Source organism: Aquidulcibacter paucihalophilus (assembly GCA_030285985.1).
Lineage (GTDB): Bacteria > Pseudomonadota > Alphaproteobacteria > Caulobacterales > Caulobacteraceae > Brevundimonas.
On record CP127384.1, the window covers coordinates 2,839,855 to 2,853,573 of the forward strand.

General features: G+C 67.1%; 12 protein-coding genes. 9 read left to right on the top strand and 3 right to left on the bottom strand.

Annotation, left to right across the window (positions count from 1 at the left end; all coding sequences use genetic code 11):
• Positions 1-230: 230 nt before the first annotated feature.
• Both KB221_13990 and nhaA read right to left on the bottom strand, forming a co-directional pair.
• Positions 231-2,831 (bottom strand): TonB-dependent receptor, encoded by a 2,601-nt coding sequence (locus KB221_13990; GenBank protein ID WIY69169.1) that lies wholly within the window; start codon positions 2,829-2,831, stop codon positions 231-233.
• 229 nt (positions 2,832-3,060) lie between these two features.
• On the bottom strand, positions 3,061-4,275 hold the full coding sequence (gene nhaA, locus KB221_13995) for a Na+/H+ antiporter NhaA (protein WIY69170.1): 1,215 nt from the start codon (positions 4,273-4,275) through the stop codon (positions 3,061-3,063).
• A 204-nt stretch (positions 4,276-4,479) separates the two neighbouring features.
• Here nhaA and KB221_14000 point away from each other — a divergent pair, with 204 nt between their 5' ends.
• Both KB221_14000 and KB221_14005 read left to right on the top strand, forming a co-directional pair.
• Positions 4,480-5,946 carry a YdiU family protein gene (locus KB221_14000; protein WIY69171.1) on the top strand — a complete coding sequence of 489 codons (1,467 nt, stop codon included), beginning with the start codon at positions 4,480-4,482 and terminating at the stop codon, positions 5,944-5,946.
• A gap of 317 nt (positions 5,947-6,263) precedes the next feature.
• Complete coding sequence (locus tag KB221_14005; protein ID WIY69172.1) at positions 6,264-6,686, top strand: DoxX family protein; 423 nt, start codon at positions 6,264-6,266, stop codon at positions 6,684-6,686.
• Here the strand turns inward: KB221_14005 and KB221_14010 are convergent.
• Positions 6,683-6,847: a DUF2256 domain-containing protein gene (locus KB221_14010; GenBank protein ID WIY69173.1), complete on the bottom strand. Its 165-nt coding sequence runs from the start codon at positions 6,845-6,847 to the stop codon at positions 6,683-6,685. The genes KB221_14005 and KB221_14010 overlap by 4 nt on opposite strands.
• A gap of 49 nt (positions 6,848-6,896) precedes the next feature.
• On the opposite strand from KB221_14010, the gene KB221_14015 reads away from it, so the two are divergent.
• The 7 genes from KB221_14015 (at position 6,897) to KB221_14045 (ending at position 13,639) form a co-directional block, all read left to right on the top strand.
• Positions 6,897-7,382 carry a MerR family DNA-binding transcriptional regulator gene (locus KB221_14015; GenBank protein ID WIY69174.1) on the top strand — a complete coding sequence of 162 codons (486 nt, stop codon included), beginning with the start codon at positions 6,897-6,899 and terminating at the stop codon, positions 7,380-7,382.
• Between the two features lie 4 nt (positions 7,383-7,386).
• Complete coding sequence (locus KB221_14020) at positions 7,387-9,171, top strand: acyl-CoA dehydrogenase C-terminal domain-containing protein (GenBank protein ID WIY69175.1); 1,785 nt, start codon at positions 7,387-7,389, stop codon at positions 9,169-9,171.
• Positions 9,172-9,342: 171 nt separating this feature from the next.
• Entirely contained in the window at positions 9,343-10,506 is a 1,164-nt protein-coding gene (locus KB221_14025) for an acyl-CoA dehydrogenase family protein (protein WIY69176.1), read from the top strand.
• Positions 10,507-10,620: 114 nt separating this feature from the next.
• Positions 10,621-10,923 (top strand): GIY-YIG nuclease family protein, encoded by a 303-nt coding sequence (locus KB221_14030; GenBank protein ID WIY69177.1) that lies wholly within the window; start codon positions 10,621-10,623, stop codon positions 10,921-10,923.
• Positions 10,924-11,019: 96 nt separating this feature from the next.
• Positions 11,020-11,739, top strand: a complete 720-nt coding sequence (locus tag KB221_14035; protein WIY69178.1) for a 16S rRNA (uracil(1498)-N(3))-methyltransferase — start codon at positions 11,020-11,022, stop codon at positions 11,737-11,739.
• A 31-nt stretch (positions 11,740-11,770) separates the two neighbouring features.
• Entirely contained in the window at positions 11,771-12,229 is a 459-nt protein-coding gene (locus KB221_14040) for an ion channel (protein WIY69179.1), read from the top strand.
• 48 nt (positions 12,230-12,277) lie between these two features.
• Positions 12,278-13,639 (top strand): glutamate--cysteine ligase, encoded by a 1,362-nt coding sequence (locus tag KB221_14045; GenBank protein ID WIY69180.1) that lies wholly within the window; start codon positions 12,278-12,280, stop codon positions 13,637-13,639.
• Positions 13,640-13,719 lie beyond the last annotated feature (80 nt).

Consider the following 13,719-nt stretch of genomic DNA (forward strand, 5'->3'; position numbering starts at 1 on the left):
TTGCTGCCCTGCGACCGGGGGCTGGGCGACGGGTCATGCCGGCCGCGGCGCACAGGCGCGGGGTTCCTGGCCCCCTTTGCGCCCTGGTGTCATCCTCCCGGGCAGGGTGCCGTTTGCGCGGCGGGCCGAATGACGATTGAACGCCACCTCATGAGCGGCATCGCCCAAAACAAAACCGGCCGGGGTTTCCCCCGGCCGGCTGGTTCGACCCGCCTTGCGGCGAGGCGGTTCTAGTATTTGAAGCGCAGGGTCGCGCCGTAGGTGCGCGGCTGGCCCAGGAAGGCGTCGTAGGTCTGCGAGTCCAGGGCCGGGTTGTAGAAGGTCCCGTTCGGCTGAACCGTCGTCTGGAACGCCGAGCCTTGCAGCGGAGCGTTATAGGCGACCTGGATGTACTCTTCGTCGGTCAGGTTCTGGACCCAGAACTCGGCGGTCCAGCGCTCGTCCTCGGAGCCGAGGATGATGCGGCCGTTCATGGTCGTGTAGGCTTCCTGCAGCTTGTAGGGGAGCAGGTCGGAGCCCGTGTTGTAGTCGTCCATGTATTTGGCGGCGAGGCTGAAGCCCATGCGCATGCCGTTGCCGATGTTGCGATCGTAGTTGATCGAGCCGGTGGCCGACCACTCGGGCGCGAACGAGGCGCGGGCACCCGGCAGCAGCGAGAGCTGCGGGAAGTTGCCCGGGCTGGACAGGTCGGCGGCGGTGAAGACGCCGTACTGCGCGTCCGTGTAGGTGACGCCGCCCTGGAAGCTCAGGCCCTCGATCGGGGTGAACCAGACCATGTCGGCATCGACGCCGCGCGAGGTCAGCTCAGGGATCGATTCCACCACGAAGGCGGTGCCGAGGAAGGTGTTGAGCTGGAAGTTCTCGAACGTCTGGTCGAAGTAGGTGGCGTTCAGCAGCAGGGTGCGATCCAGCAGCGTCATCTTCACGCCGGCTTCGTAGCTGTCGACCACTTCCGACGGGAAGAACAGCGAGGCGTTGGGCGTGATGCCCGTCTGCACGCGGTCCAGGTTGTAGCCGAAGCTCTTGTAGCCGCGGGCGTACGACACATAGGTCAGGATCGACGGGTTCAGGCGGAAGGCGGCCTTGATGGTGCCGCTCAGCTCGCCGTCATCGAAGCTCTCCGAAACGCCGCGGTTGTTGTAGGCGGAGTTCGACCAGGGAAGGCAGAAGTTGCCCAGGATGGCCGGGGTCGCCGCGCCGAGCACAGCACCGATGGCACCCGCGTTGGTGGCCGCCGCGGTGCAGGCACCGCCGTTGCCGTTCACGTTGCGCTGCAGGCCCTGGAGGCTCTTCTCATCCATGGTGTAGCGCAGGCCGAGCGTAATATCGAACTGCTCGGTGACGTGCCAGGTGTTGTTGGTGAAGATCGCGTACGAGGTCGAGTCCTGGTCGTACACATCCTCGAAGCCCTGACCGACGGTGAAGCCGGGGCCGCCGCCGTTGGAAGCGCCGCCGGTGGCCAGGCAGGCGCCGAAGCCCGGAGCCGTCTGGGCCGTACGGGTGTAGCAGCCGATGGTGCTCGGGCTGATCGGCAGGGCCGGGTTGATCGCGTTGAGACGGGCGCTGAGCAGGAAGGACAGGAACGGCGTGTAGTCGGCGCCGAAATACCAGCTGTCGGTGCGGCCGACTTCTTCCGAGGTGGCGAACAGGCCGACGAGCCAGTCGAACCGGTCGCTGGAGCCCGCCAGGCGGAATTCCTGGGTCAGGTTGTCGACGGTGAAGCCGTAGTCGCCGTCGTTGACGCGGTAGGCGATGTCGGCGCCGGTGTAGTCGACGTCCTGGCCGAGGCTGGACTCCCACTCACGCCACGAGGTGACCGAGGTCAGGGCACCGTTGATGCCCGGCATGTCGATGTTGGCCTCGAGCGAGACGCCGCGATCGGTGACTTCCTGGTAGGACGAGCGGTTGGCGAAGCCCGTGCGCAGGTAGGGCAGCGGGCCGCTGCCGACGGCCGGCGGACGCTGGCCGGTGCCGACCGAGAGGCCGTCAACGAACGCAAAGGTCGGGCCGGTGCGGATCTGGGTGCCGATGCAGCAGAACTCGTCACGACGGGAATAGTCGCCGATCAGGCGGAACGAGACGTTGTCGCTGGGCAGCCACAGCAGCTGGCCGCGGACGGTGCCGAAGTCCTGGTTGTTGTCGGTGGTCTCGGGACGCGGGCCGTCACCGATATCGATGTCCATGAAGCCGTCGCGCAGACGGCGGCCGGCGTAGAGGCGGAAGGCCAGGGTGTCGCTGATCGGGCCGGAGACCGAGCCCGAAGCGGCCATGGCACCGTAGTTGCCGACGGTCAGTTCGGCACCGAATTCCGGCGTGAACGACGGGGCCTCGGTGATGATGTTGATGACGCCGGCCGAGGTGTTCTTGCCGAACAGCGTGCCTTGCGGGCCCTTCAGGACCTCGATGCGGGCCATTTCGCCCAGATCGCCGAAGCCGACCGAGTTGCGCGAACGATAGACGCCGTCGATGACCACGCCGACCGAGCTTTCCAGACCGGGGTTGTCACCGACCGTGCCGACGCCGCGGATACGGGCGGTGGTCGAGGCTTCCGACGACGTCGAGGTGACGGTCATGCCGGGGGTCAGGATCTGCAGGTCCTTGATGTCACGGACGCCGGCGTCCTGCAGGGTCTCGGCCGACAGGCTGGTGACCACGATCGGCACGTCCTGAAGGTTCTGCTCACGCTTCTGGGCGGTGACGATGATGTCGTCGATGGTCTGCGGGCCGTCCTGGGCCGCGTCCTGGGCGGATGCGGCACCGGCGAGGCCGAAGGCGCATGCCCCGACCACGGCGGCCGACACAGTGGTGCGAAGAAGGTTGGTAAGGCGCATGGTGGCTCCCCGACATGGGCCGGGCCTCCGTCCTTGACGGCAACCGCGGCGTTTCCTGATCCCTTGGACCGCGCCCTTCTGTGGAGCACGGTTGGTCCAGTCTCCGGCGTAATCCAAGCGGGACTCAGCGACAAGGAGCGGGGGCCTCCAGCGCCTCATTTGCGCCACGGGTGAAGCCCGACTGTGACGCAAAAGCGACAGAAACCGATGACGTTAGGTCAATATTCGCCTAGCGGGCGTGAGTATCAGTGCCCACCCCGGCCAAAATCTTGCGCCTTCGTGTCGCCGCGACAAGAACCGCGGCCCCCACGGCGGCAGACAGGAACGATCCCGCCAGCACGCCCAGTTTGACCTCGACCTGCTCCACCGAGTCGATGGCACCCGGGAAGGCGAGGATCCCCACAAACAGGCTCATGGTGAACCCGACCCCGCACAGCAGGCTGACGCCGTAGAGTTCGAGCCAGGTCGCGTCCGTCGGGCGGCGGCCGACCTTCAGGGCCGAGGCGAGCCAGGCGAAGCCGAACACGCCGATCTGCTTGCCGATGAACAGGCCCAGGGCGATGCCCAGCACCAGCGGCGCGAAGGCCTGTTCGAGAGACAGGCCGGCGAAGGAGACCCCGGCCTTGGCGAAGGCGAACAGTGGCAGGACCAGATAGGCGACGTAGGGGTGGAGGTCGTGCATCGCCTCCTTCAGCGGGCTCTGACGGTCGTCGCTCCGATCGGCGACCGGCACGATCAGGGCGAAGGCAACCGCCGTCAGGGAGGTGGACAGGCCGGCGAGGACGGTGAGGTACCAGACCACGCCGAAGCCCAGCACCCAGAAGGGCGCGGCCACGCGGCGGCGCGAGGCGAACAGGGCACCGACCGCCAGCAGGCCCGCGACCCAGGCCAGCGGGACCCAGTCAACGCCGCTCGAGAACAGGACGGCGATCAGGGCGATCGCCCCGAGGTCGTCGACGATGGCGAGCGTGAGCAGGAAGACCCGCAGCGAGGACGGCAGGCCGCGCGCTGCCACGGCGAAAACCGCCAGGGCGAAGGCGATGTCGGTCGCAAGGGGGATCGGCCACCCGCCGTGCGGCCCGTTCAGCAGACCTGAAACGGCCAGATAGACGAGGGCTGGCGCGATCATGCCGCCCAGTGCGGCCAGCACCGGCGTGGCCAGCTTGCGGGGGTCGCTGAGCTCGCCCTTGAGAATCTCGTATTTGATCTCCAGCCCGACCACGAGGAAGAAGACCGCCATCAGGCCTTCCTTGATCCACTCGGATATCGTCAGCTCCAGCAACAGCGGGCCGATCTGCAGGATGTGCTCGCTCTTGAGCCAGCTGAAATAGGCGGGTGCCAGCGGCGAGTTGGCGACGATCAGGGCCGCCACGGCCGCCAGGCCCAGCACCATGCCGGACGCCGCCTCGGTCTTGAGGAAGTCGAGTGTGATCTTGCGCGCCACGGCGGGCCTCCGGAATTCTGGAAGAGACTGTCGTGGCGTCAGGTTATCGACGGACGCCGGACCGGATTCGCGCCGCTTGGGCAGGCGCGCCAGCCTGACCGGGAAACCCGGCCTGATGTCTGAGGCCTACAATACGCGAGGGGACAGCGGGTTCAACCGCGATCGGCGGTTGCGCCGACGGACCGGAGACCGCATCTGCGCCGGATGCCCGTCTCCCCCGCCCATGCCCCCGATCCCCGCTTCTTCGCTCTGGGAGACGACTATGGCGACGCGGTCCGGGCGGCGGACTTCCCTCAAACCCTCCTGCGGTTCCGCAACGACCGGGCCGCCGGGACCGTGGGTCTGGAGACGCTGACCGACGCGGAATGGATCGCCCATTTCGGCCGGTTCGAGCCCCTGCCCGGCCAGCCCGGCCCGATCGCCATGCGCTATCACGGGCATCAGTTCCGCAACTACAACCCCGACCTCGGCGACGGCCGCGGCTTCCTCGCGGCGCAGATCAGAGAGATCCCCGTCGGCGCTCAAGCAGCGAGCGGCCGCGCCGCGAGCGATAGCGCCACCCCAGGTCGACTTCTCGACCTGGGCACCAAGGGATCCGGCCAGACACCGTGGTCCCGGTCCGGGGACGGACGGCTGACGCTGAAGGGCGGGGTGCGCGAGGTGCTGGCGGCGGAGATGCTGGAGGCGCAGGGCGTGCCGACCAGCCGGGCCTTCTCGCTGATCGAGACCGGCGAGGACCTGGAGCGCGGCGATGAGCCGTCGCCGACGCGGTCGGCGGTCCTGGTGCGGCTGTCGCACAGCCATATCCGGTTCGGCACCTTCCAGCGGGCGGCGTATCTGGGCCGGACCGACATGGTCGAGGCCCTGGTCGAGCATGCGCGGTCGCTCTACCACCCGACGGTCGCAGCGGGCGATACGCCCGGCTTGCTGCGGGCCGTAGTCGAGGCCTCGGCCCGGCTGACGGCGCGATGGATCGCGGCGGGCTTCGTCCACGGCGTGCTGAACACCGACAATCTGAACGTCACCGGCGAGAGCTTCGACTACGGCCCCTGGCGGTTCCTGCCGCACTACGAACCCGGCTTCACCGCCGCCTATTTCGACCAGACCGGCCTCTACGCCTTCGCGCGCCAGCCGGAGGCGGTGTTCTGGGCCCTGACCCAGCTGGGCGGCGCGTTGAAGCTGGTCGCGGACGCCGAGCCCCTGACCGAGGCGTTGAACGGCTTCGGCCCGGCCTATATCCGCGAACTGCGTGCAGCCTTCCTCGCGCGACTGGGCGTCCAGAGCCTCGGCGAGGCCGCGGATCAGCGGCTGCTGGACACGACCCTGGCGCTGCTGCGCGAGGGCGGCGAGGCGCTTCGCTGGGAGCCGCTGTTCTTCGACTGGTTCGGCGGCTTCGCCTCTTCGGCGCGTGCGCTGCAGGGGCCCCGCGGGAAGCTGTACCAGGGCGAGGCCTTCGACGCCTTCCGCTTCGCCCTGTTCGAGCATGCGCCGGACCGGCCCGAGCGGCTGGAAGCGCCGGTCTTCGCTGCCGCGGAACCGGAGGAGATGCTGATCGACGAGGTCGAGACGATCTGGGCGGCCATCGAGGCCGACGACGACTGGGAGCTGTTCGAGGCCAAGGTCGCCCGCGTGCGGGCGGCCGGCGCGGCGTGCGGTCTGGTCGACTGCTGACAACAGGGCGGCAGCAGAACGGCGGTAGATGAAACCAACGGTCCGTGCGGCCCGTAGCTCATCCCGACCCAGGAGCCGCCGTGACCCACGCCCCGATCCCCTCCCGCGCCGCCCGTTCCCGCGAACCGCTTAAGGTCATCGAAACCGAAGCCGCATTACAGAGAGTTATGCATACGGCCACGCTTCGGCCCCGTAGCTCTCGCAGAAGGCGGTCACGGATGGTTACGCTCACGCTTCGCGCTCTTGCGGAACGGGTCATGCGATCCGACATCGCGACTGTTGCAAATAAAGAGAGCGCCCTCCCCGGCGTGCCGAAAATGTCCACCCAGACCCTCACGCCCGCCCGGGCCCGCCTGAACCGGAGCTATCGGAACCTGACCCTCTGGACGCTCCAGGGGTGGATCGCGATGTTCTTCATCGCGGCCGGCTACGCCAAGCTCAGCGAGCCGATGGACAATCTCGTCGACCTGATGCGCTGGCCCGCCCTTGTCGCGCCGAACATGGTCCGCGGCCTGGGCGTCGCCGAGATCATCCTCGCCCTTCTGATGCTGGCCCCGCTGGTCTCCTGGAAACATGGCCGGCCGCTACTGGTCATGGCCGCGAGCGGCCTGCTGGCGCTGGAAGTCGTGATGCTGGGTATCCACGCCACGGGCATGGACCTCGGCCCGGCCCTGACCAACCTGGTCCTGATCGCCATGACCGTCACGGTCCTGTGGAAGCGGGCCCGCGAGGTTCGCTAGGCCCCTGCCGCCCGGCAACGGTCGGAACAGACCTTCACCTGATCCCAGTCGCGCGCCCATTTGCGGCGCCATGAGAACGGCCGGCCGCAGACGACGCAGGTCTTCTGCGGCAGGTCGCGTTTGTCCGGGGCGCTGCCGAGGTTGACGTGTTTGCGGGCCATGAAGACCTAAAGGCTTCCCTTTACGTGCACGTCAAGTTATGACGTGACCATGGCGACCGCCGACGATCACCGTACCTATTCCATCCGTCAGCTCTGCCGGGAGTTCGGGGCGACGGCGCGCGCCCTGAGATTCTATGAGGACAAGGGGCTGCTGACCCCGGCCCGCAAGGGGCAGACGCGCGTCTATGACGCCCGCGACCGGGCCCGGCTGAAGCTGATCCTGCGCGGCCGGCGCATCGGCTTCTCCCTGCTCGAGATCCAGGAGATGCTGGATCTGTACGACCACAACAATCACAACGCCCACCAGATGGCCGTCGCCCTGCGCCGCCATCGCGCCCAGATCGCCGCGCTGAAACAGCAACGCGAAGACCTCGACGCCGCCATCGAGACGGCCGAGGAAGCCTGCGCCGTCATGGAGCGGAAACTGGGCGAGTTCCGCCCTGACCTGCTGCCTGGCGCCGAGGAATACGCCGACCTGTTGAAGGCCCGGCTCAACCCTGACCACACCCTCCAGCCCTTCAAAGCGAGAGCGTAATCCCATGGCCTACAAGGCGCCTGTCCGCGACCTGACGTTTGTCCTGAACGAGGTTCTGGAGATCGATCGCTATTCGAACCAGCCCGGTTTCGCCGACGTCTCGTCGGAGCTTGTGGCCCAGATTCTTGAAGAGGGCGCGAAATTCTCTGAGGAGGTCATCGCCCCCCTGAACCGCATCGGCGATCAGGAAGGCTGCAAGTGGGACAACGGCAAGGTCACCGGCCCGACCGGCTGGAAGGAGGCCTACAAGGCCATGGTCGAGGCCGGCTGGCCCGCCCTGTCGGCCCTGCCCGAGCACGGTGGCCAGGGCATGCCTTCGGTCGTGGCCATGGCGTTCGGCCAGTTCACGGCCGCCGCCAGCGCAGCCTTCTCGATGTATCCGGGCCTGACGGCCGGGGCCTACTGGGGCCTGAACGCCAATGGCTCGGATGAGCAGAAGGCGATGTATCTCCCCAAGATGGCCATCGGCGAATGGGGCGGGACCATGAACCTGACCGAGCCGCAGTGCGGCACGGACCTGGGCCTGATCCGCACCAAGGCCGTTCCAAATGGCGACGGCAGCTACAACATCACCGGCCAGAAGATCTGGATCAGCTCGGGCGAGCACGATTTCACCGACAACATCATCCATCTGGTGCTGGCCCGGATCGAGGGCGCGCCGGAGGGGATCAAGGGCATCAGCCTGTTCGTGGTGCCCAAGGTCTTCGTCAATGAGGACGGATCGCTGGGCGAGCGCAACGTCGGCGCGGCCTGCGCCGGCCTCGAGCACAAGATGGGCATCCACGGCAACGCCACCTGCGTCATGGCCTATGAGAACGCCAGGGGCTGGCTTGTCGGACCCGAGAACAAGGGCATGGCCGGCATGTTCGTGATGATGAACGAGGCCCGCCTCGGCACCGGCCTGCAGGGCCTGTCGATCGGCACGGCCGCCTATCAGGCCGCCGTCGAATTCGCCCATGACCGCCTGCAGGGTCGTTCGCTGACCGGGCCGAAGACCCCGGAACTGCCGGCCGACTCCATCATGGTCCACCCGGACGTGCGCCGCATGCTGCTGGAGGCCAAGGCCTTCATCGAGGGCGGCCAGGCCTTCACCCTGTGGACCGCACTTCAGGCCGACCTGCAGCACTCGAGCGATGCCGCCGAGGCGCAGAAGGCCCATGACTATATGGGTCTGATCACCCCGGTGCTGAAAGCCTATCTGACCGACAAGGGCTTCCACGTCGCCTCGCTGGCCATGCAGGTGCACGGCGGCAGCGGCTACACCGAGCATTTCATGGCGTCGCAGTATCTGCGCGATGCGCGCATCACCATGATCTACGAAGGTGCCAACGGCATCCAGGCGCTGGATCTGGTCGGGCGCAAACTGCCGGCCAATGGCGGCCGGGCGATCATGAGCTGGTTCGCCGACATCGACGCCTTCGTGGCCGAGAATGGCGCCGAGGGTCCGATCAAGCCCTTCGTCGACGGCCTGGCCGACGCCAAGAAGAAGCTGCAGGAAGGCACGATGTGGCTGATGCAGAACGGCATGCAGAACCCGGACAATGCCGGTGCCGCGAGCACCGACTATCTGCACGTCTTCGGCCTGACGGCGCTCGCCTATATGTGGGCGCAGATGGCCAAGGCGGCGCAGGCCCAGGTCGACGCCGGGACCAGCGATCCGTTCTACGCCAACAAGCTGATGACCGGCCGCTATTTCGTGGAGCGGATCCTGCCGGACACGGCGGCGCACCTGGCCAAGCTGAAGACCGGCGCGGACGTGCTCATGGCGATGCCGGCCGAGGCGTTCTAGGGCCGCACTGACTATCTCCCTCCCCCGCCCGGGGGAGGGTCGTCGGCCAGGCCGACGGGGTGGGGAGGGCCAGGCAATCCAGCCGCAGCGCCCTCGTCGCCCAGCCCCTCCCACCCGGCCGCTTCGCGGCCACCCTCCCTCGGAGAGGGAGGGAGAAGCTGAGCGTATGCCATGAACGTCCTCAACGTCCCCGAGCCCGATTTCATGCAGGAAGAGGAGATCGTCCTCTTCTCCGACAGCGTCGGCAAATGGATCGACGAGCATGCCTCGCCCGAGGCGGTGCAGTCGTGGCTGGCGAACTCCAGTGTGCCGCGGGAGCTGTGGAACGCGTCCGGCGACGCTGGCCTGCTGGGCCTGTCGATGCCCGAGGAAGACGGCGGCATGGGCGGGGACTACCGGCATGAGGTGGTGCTGATGCGCCAGCTGGGCTGGAAGGGCGCGGATCACTTCGGCATCTCGCTGCACAATGCGATCGTCATGCCCTACATCTGGCACTACGGGACGGCCGAGCAGAAGGCGCGCTGGCTGCCACGGCTGCAGTCGGGCGAACTGGTCGGCGCCATCGCCATGACCGAGCCGGGTGCCGGCTCCGACCTGCAGGGGGTCAAGACCACCGCCATCAAGACCGGAAACCAGTATGTGGTGAACGGCTCCAAGACCTTCATCACCAACGGACAGCTGGCCAATTTCATCATCGTCGTGGCCAAGACCGATCCGGCCGAAGGGGCCAAGGGCACGTCGCTGATCGTGGTCGAAACCGACGGGGCCGAAGGCTTCGAGCGCGGCCGGAACCTGCACAAGATCGGCATGGAGGGGAATGACACCTCCGAACTGTTCTTCAACGATGTGAAGGTCCCCGGCGAGAACATCATCGGCGGCGGCGAGGGCCAGGGCTTCATCCAGCTGATGCAGCAGCTGCCGCAGGAGCGGCTGAACATCGCCATCCAGGGCGTGGCCGCGGCCGAGCGCGGGCTCCAGGAAACCCTCGCCTACGTCAAGGAGCGCAAGGCCTTCGGCAAGCGGGTGATCGACTTCCAGAACACCCAGTTCAAACTGGCCGAGGTGAAGACCAAGCTGACGGTGGCCAAGGTCTTCGTCGACCACTGCATGGGGCTGCACCTCAAGGGTCAGCTCGACGCCGTCACCGCCTCCATGGCCAAATACTGGGTCACCGACATCCAGGGCGAGGTCATCGACGAGATGCTGCAGCTGCACGGCGGCTACGGCTATATGAACGAATACCCGATCGCCCAGCTGTACAAGGACGCGCGGGTGCAGCGGATCTACGGCGGCACCAACGAAATCATGAAGCTCTTGATCGCGCGTACGCTCTGAGAGTTCAGGTCCGGCCCCTTGTCATCCCCGACGAGCGAAGCGAGATCGGGGACGCTGGCCGCACAACCTTGACCTCACCCGGACAACTCGCAAGAGTTGATCCGGGAGGCAGCCATGGCCAAGCGCTTCTATGTCTATATCCTCGCCAGCGGTCCGTGCGGCTGGCTGTACGTCGGCATGACCAACGACCTGATCCGTCGCGTTGGCGAGCACAAGCAGAGTCTGATCCCAGGCCATACCCGTGAGCGGGCGATTGATCGGCTCGTCTGGTATGAAACCCATCAGTACGTGGATCAGGCCATTCTGCGGGAGAAGCGCATCAAGCGATGGCTACGCGCGTGGAAATTCGCCCTGGTCGAGGACCTGAATCCGCGCTGGGCGGACCTGTACGGCGACCTGCTGGCCAATCAGGCCTAGGCCCGGTTCGGCAAGCCGACCGGGCCGGAGATGGTGTTCACCTTACCGTCCCCGATCTCGCTTCGCTCGTCGGGGATGACAAGCTAAACCTGCCCCATGATCCGCCTCCACGTCTCCACACCCCTGTCCGCCGACGCCGCGGTCCTGCCGACGCTCGACCAGTCGCGTTACCTAACCCAGGTGATGCGGTTGAAGCTCGGGGACAGCCTGCTGGCGTTCAACGGGCGTGACGGGGAGTGGCGCTGCGTCATCGCCGAAATCCTCAAGAAGGGCGTGGTGCTGCGGGCGGAGGAACTGGTGCGTCCGCAGGCCATGGGGCCGGACGTGCAGCTGCTGATCGCGGTGGTGAAGAAGTCCGCGCTGGAGTTCGCCGTCGAGAAGGCCACCGAACTGGGGGCGCGACGGGTCGGGCTGGTCGCCACCCACCGGACGCAGGTCCAGCATGTGCGCATGGACCGGCTGGACGCCATCGCCATCGAGGCCGCCGAACAGACCGGGCGGCTGGACGTGCCGATGATCGACGAGCCGGTGAAGCTGGGCGACCTGCTGGACGGCTGGGAGGCCGGGCGGCGGCTGATGTTCTGCGACGAGACGGGCGGCGCGCCGGCGGGGCCGGCGCTGGCGGAGGCCGGCGGGGGTCCCTGGACCGTGCTGATCGGCCCCGAAGGCGGATTCTCGCCGGAAGAGCGGGAGCGTCTGAGGGCCCTGCCCTTCACCACCGCCGTATCGCTGGGGCCGCGAATTCTGCGGGCCGACACCGCGGCGATCGCTGCCCTGACCCTCTGGCAGGCGACCGTCGGCGACTGGGCCCGCTAGCGGGTCGCCCGGCTTCAGGGCAGGATGGGCCATGTTCAACGAACTCGCCCTGTCGACGCTTCTCGCCCTGCTCACCGTCAGCCTGCACGGCTTCGGCCTGCTCGGCCTCGGCCGGGGGCTGGAATTGTATGAACACCGGGCGGGCCGGTCCTATGTCGAGGGGCCGTTGTGGCAGCATGCTCTGCTGACCATCGCGGTGGTGCTGGGGTTGTTCGTCCTGCACGGGGTTGAGATCTGGATGTATGCCCTCGTGTTCAAGCTGATCGGCGCGGTGCCCGATCTGCGCGAGGCCGTCTATTTCTCCAGCATCAGCTACGGCTCGGTCGGCTACGATGACTCGCTGATGGCCCCCGAGTGGCGGCTGCTGGGGGCGTTCGAGGGGGTCGCGGGGGCGATCCTGCTGGGCTGGTCGATCGCCTTCTTCGTCAGCGTCATGACTCCGTTCAACGCCCGCAAGAAACGCAGCCGGGTTCATCACGACATCCCTTGAGGAATGTTCGGTTTCGCCCCATCTAGCCGCCACAACAGGGCTGAATGCATGACCGACGCTGCGCCGCTTTCCCGGGAAGACCTGATCGGCGCCATGTCGAAGGGCGCCAAGCCGAAGGCGCAGTGGCGCATCGGTGCCGAGCACGAGAAATTCGGCTTCGACCGCACCACCCTGCGGCGCCCGGCCTATGAGGGCGAAGGCGGCATCCTGGCGATGCTGACCGGCCTGCAGCGCTTCGGCTGGAGCCCCGTCGAGGAGGCCGGCTACGTCATCGCCCTGGAGCGCAAGAACGACGAGGGGATGACCGCCTCGATCTCGCTGGAGCCGGGCGGGCAGTTCGAACTGTCCGGCGCGCCGCTGAAGGATGTCCACGACATCTGCAACGAGACCGGCCAGCATCTGATGGAGGTCAAACAGGTCGCCGACCAGATCAACCTCGGCTTCATCGGCGCGGGTTTCGACCCGATGTGGCGGCGCGAGGACGTGCCGGTCATGCCCAAGGGCCGCTACAAGATCATGCGCGCCTATATGCCGAAGAAGGGGTCGCTGGGCCTCGACATGATGCTGCGCACCTGCACCATCCAGTCGAACCTGGACTTTGCGGACGAGGCCGACATGGTCGCGAAATTCCGCACTTCGCTGGCGCTGCAGCCGATCGCCACCGCCCTGTTCGCCTGTTCGCCCTTCATCGAGGGCAAGCCCAGCGGCTTCCTGTCGTCGCGCGCCAATGTCTGGACCGACACCGACCCGGACCGGACGGGGATGCTCGACTTCGTCTTCCGGGACGGCTTCGGCTACGAGCGATACGCCGACTATGCGCTGGATGTGCCGATGTATTTCGCCAAGCGGGGCGAGACCTATGTCGACCTGTCCGGCCAGTCGTTCCGCAGCTTCATGACCGACGGCCTGCCCGCCCTGCCGGGCGAGCGGGCAACGCTCAAGGACTGGAACGACCACCTGACCACCCTCTTCCCCGAGGTGCGGCTGAAATCCTACCTCGAGATGCGCGGCGCCGACGGCGGGCCGTGGAGCCGGATCTGCGCGCTGCAGGCCCTGTGGGCCGGGATCCTGTACGACGGTGCGGCGCTGGCCGCGGCCTGGGACCTGGTCAAGGACTGGGACATCGCCGACCACGAGCGTCTGCGCCGCGATGTGACCCGGCTGGGGCTGAAGGCCGAGGTCGCCGGGCGGTCGGTCCGCGATATCGCCGTCGATCTGGTGGCCATCGCCAAACAGGGACTGAAGAACCGCGCCCGCTTCAGCGGCGGCATGGTCGACGAGCGCGGCTATCTGTCGGAGCTGGAAGACATCGCCGACAGCGGCATCACCCCCGCCGACCGGCTGCTGGCCCTGTACCACGGCGAATGGCAGGGCGACCTGACCCGGATGTACCGGGACTTCGCCTATTGAGGCGATCACGTTAAAGTTATTTTTTGCCACTCCAGATTGTGAAACAGTCTCCCATCCCCACTCGACCTGGAGAAGTGACG

What these genes read in the sequence shown, in the direction of transcription:
- KB221_14030 (WIY69177.1), top strand. Translation starts at nt 10,621, where the DNA reads ATGGCCAAGCGCTTCTATGTCTATATCCTCGCCAGCGGTCCGTGCGGC.
- KB221_14015 (WIY69174.1), top strand. Translation starts at nt 6,897, where the DNA reads ATGGCGACCGCCGACGATCACCGTACCTATTCCATCCGTCAGCTCTGC.
- KB221_14035 (WIY69178.1), top strand. Translation starts at nt 11,020, where the DNA reads ATGATCCGCCTCCACGTCTCCACACCCCTGTCCGCCGACGCCGCGGTC.
- KB221_14025 (WIY69176.1), top strand. Translation starts at nt 9,343, where the DNA reads ATGAACGTCCTCAACGTCCCCGAGCCCGATTTCATGCAGGAAGAGGAG.
- KB221_14010 (WIY69173.1), bottom strand. Translation starts at nt 6,847, where the DNA reads ATGGCCCGCAAACACGTCAACCTCGGCAGCGCCCCGGACAAACGCGAC.
- KB221_14000 (WIY69171.1), top strand. Translation starts at nt 4,480, where the DNA reads ATGCCCGTCTCCCCCGCCCATGCCCCCGATCCCCGCTTCTTCGCTCTG.
- KB221_13990 (WIY69169.1), bottom strand. Translation starts at nt 2,831, where the DNA reads ATGCGCCTTACCAACCTTCTTCGCACCACTGTGTCGGCCGCCGTGGTC.
- KB221_14005 (WIY69172.1), top strand. Translation starts at nt 6,264, where the DNA reads ATGTCCACCCAGACCCTCACGCCCGCCCGGGCCCGCCTGAACCGGAGC.
- KB221_14045 (WIY69180.1), top strand. Translation starts at nt 12,278, where the DNA reads ATGACCGACGCTGCGCCGCTTTCCCGGGAAGACCTGATCGGCGCCATG.
- KB221_14020 (WIY69175.1), top strand. Translation starts at nt 7,387, where the DNA reads ATGGCCTACAAGGCGCCTGTCCGCGACCTGACGTTTGTCCTGAACGAG.
- KB221_14040 (WIY69179.1), top strand. Translation starts at nt 11,771, where the DNA reads ATGTTCAACGAACTCGCCCTGTCGACGCTTCTCGCCCTGCTCACCGTC.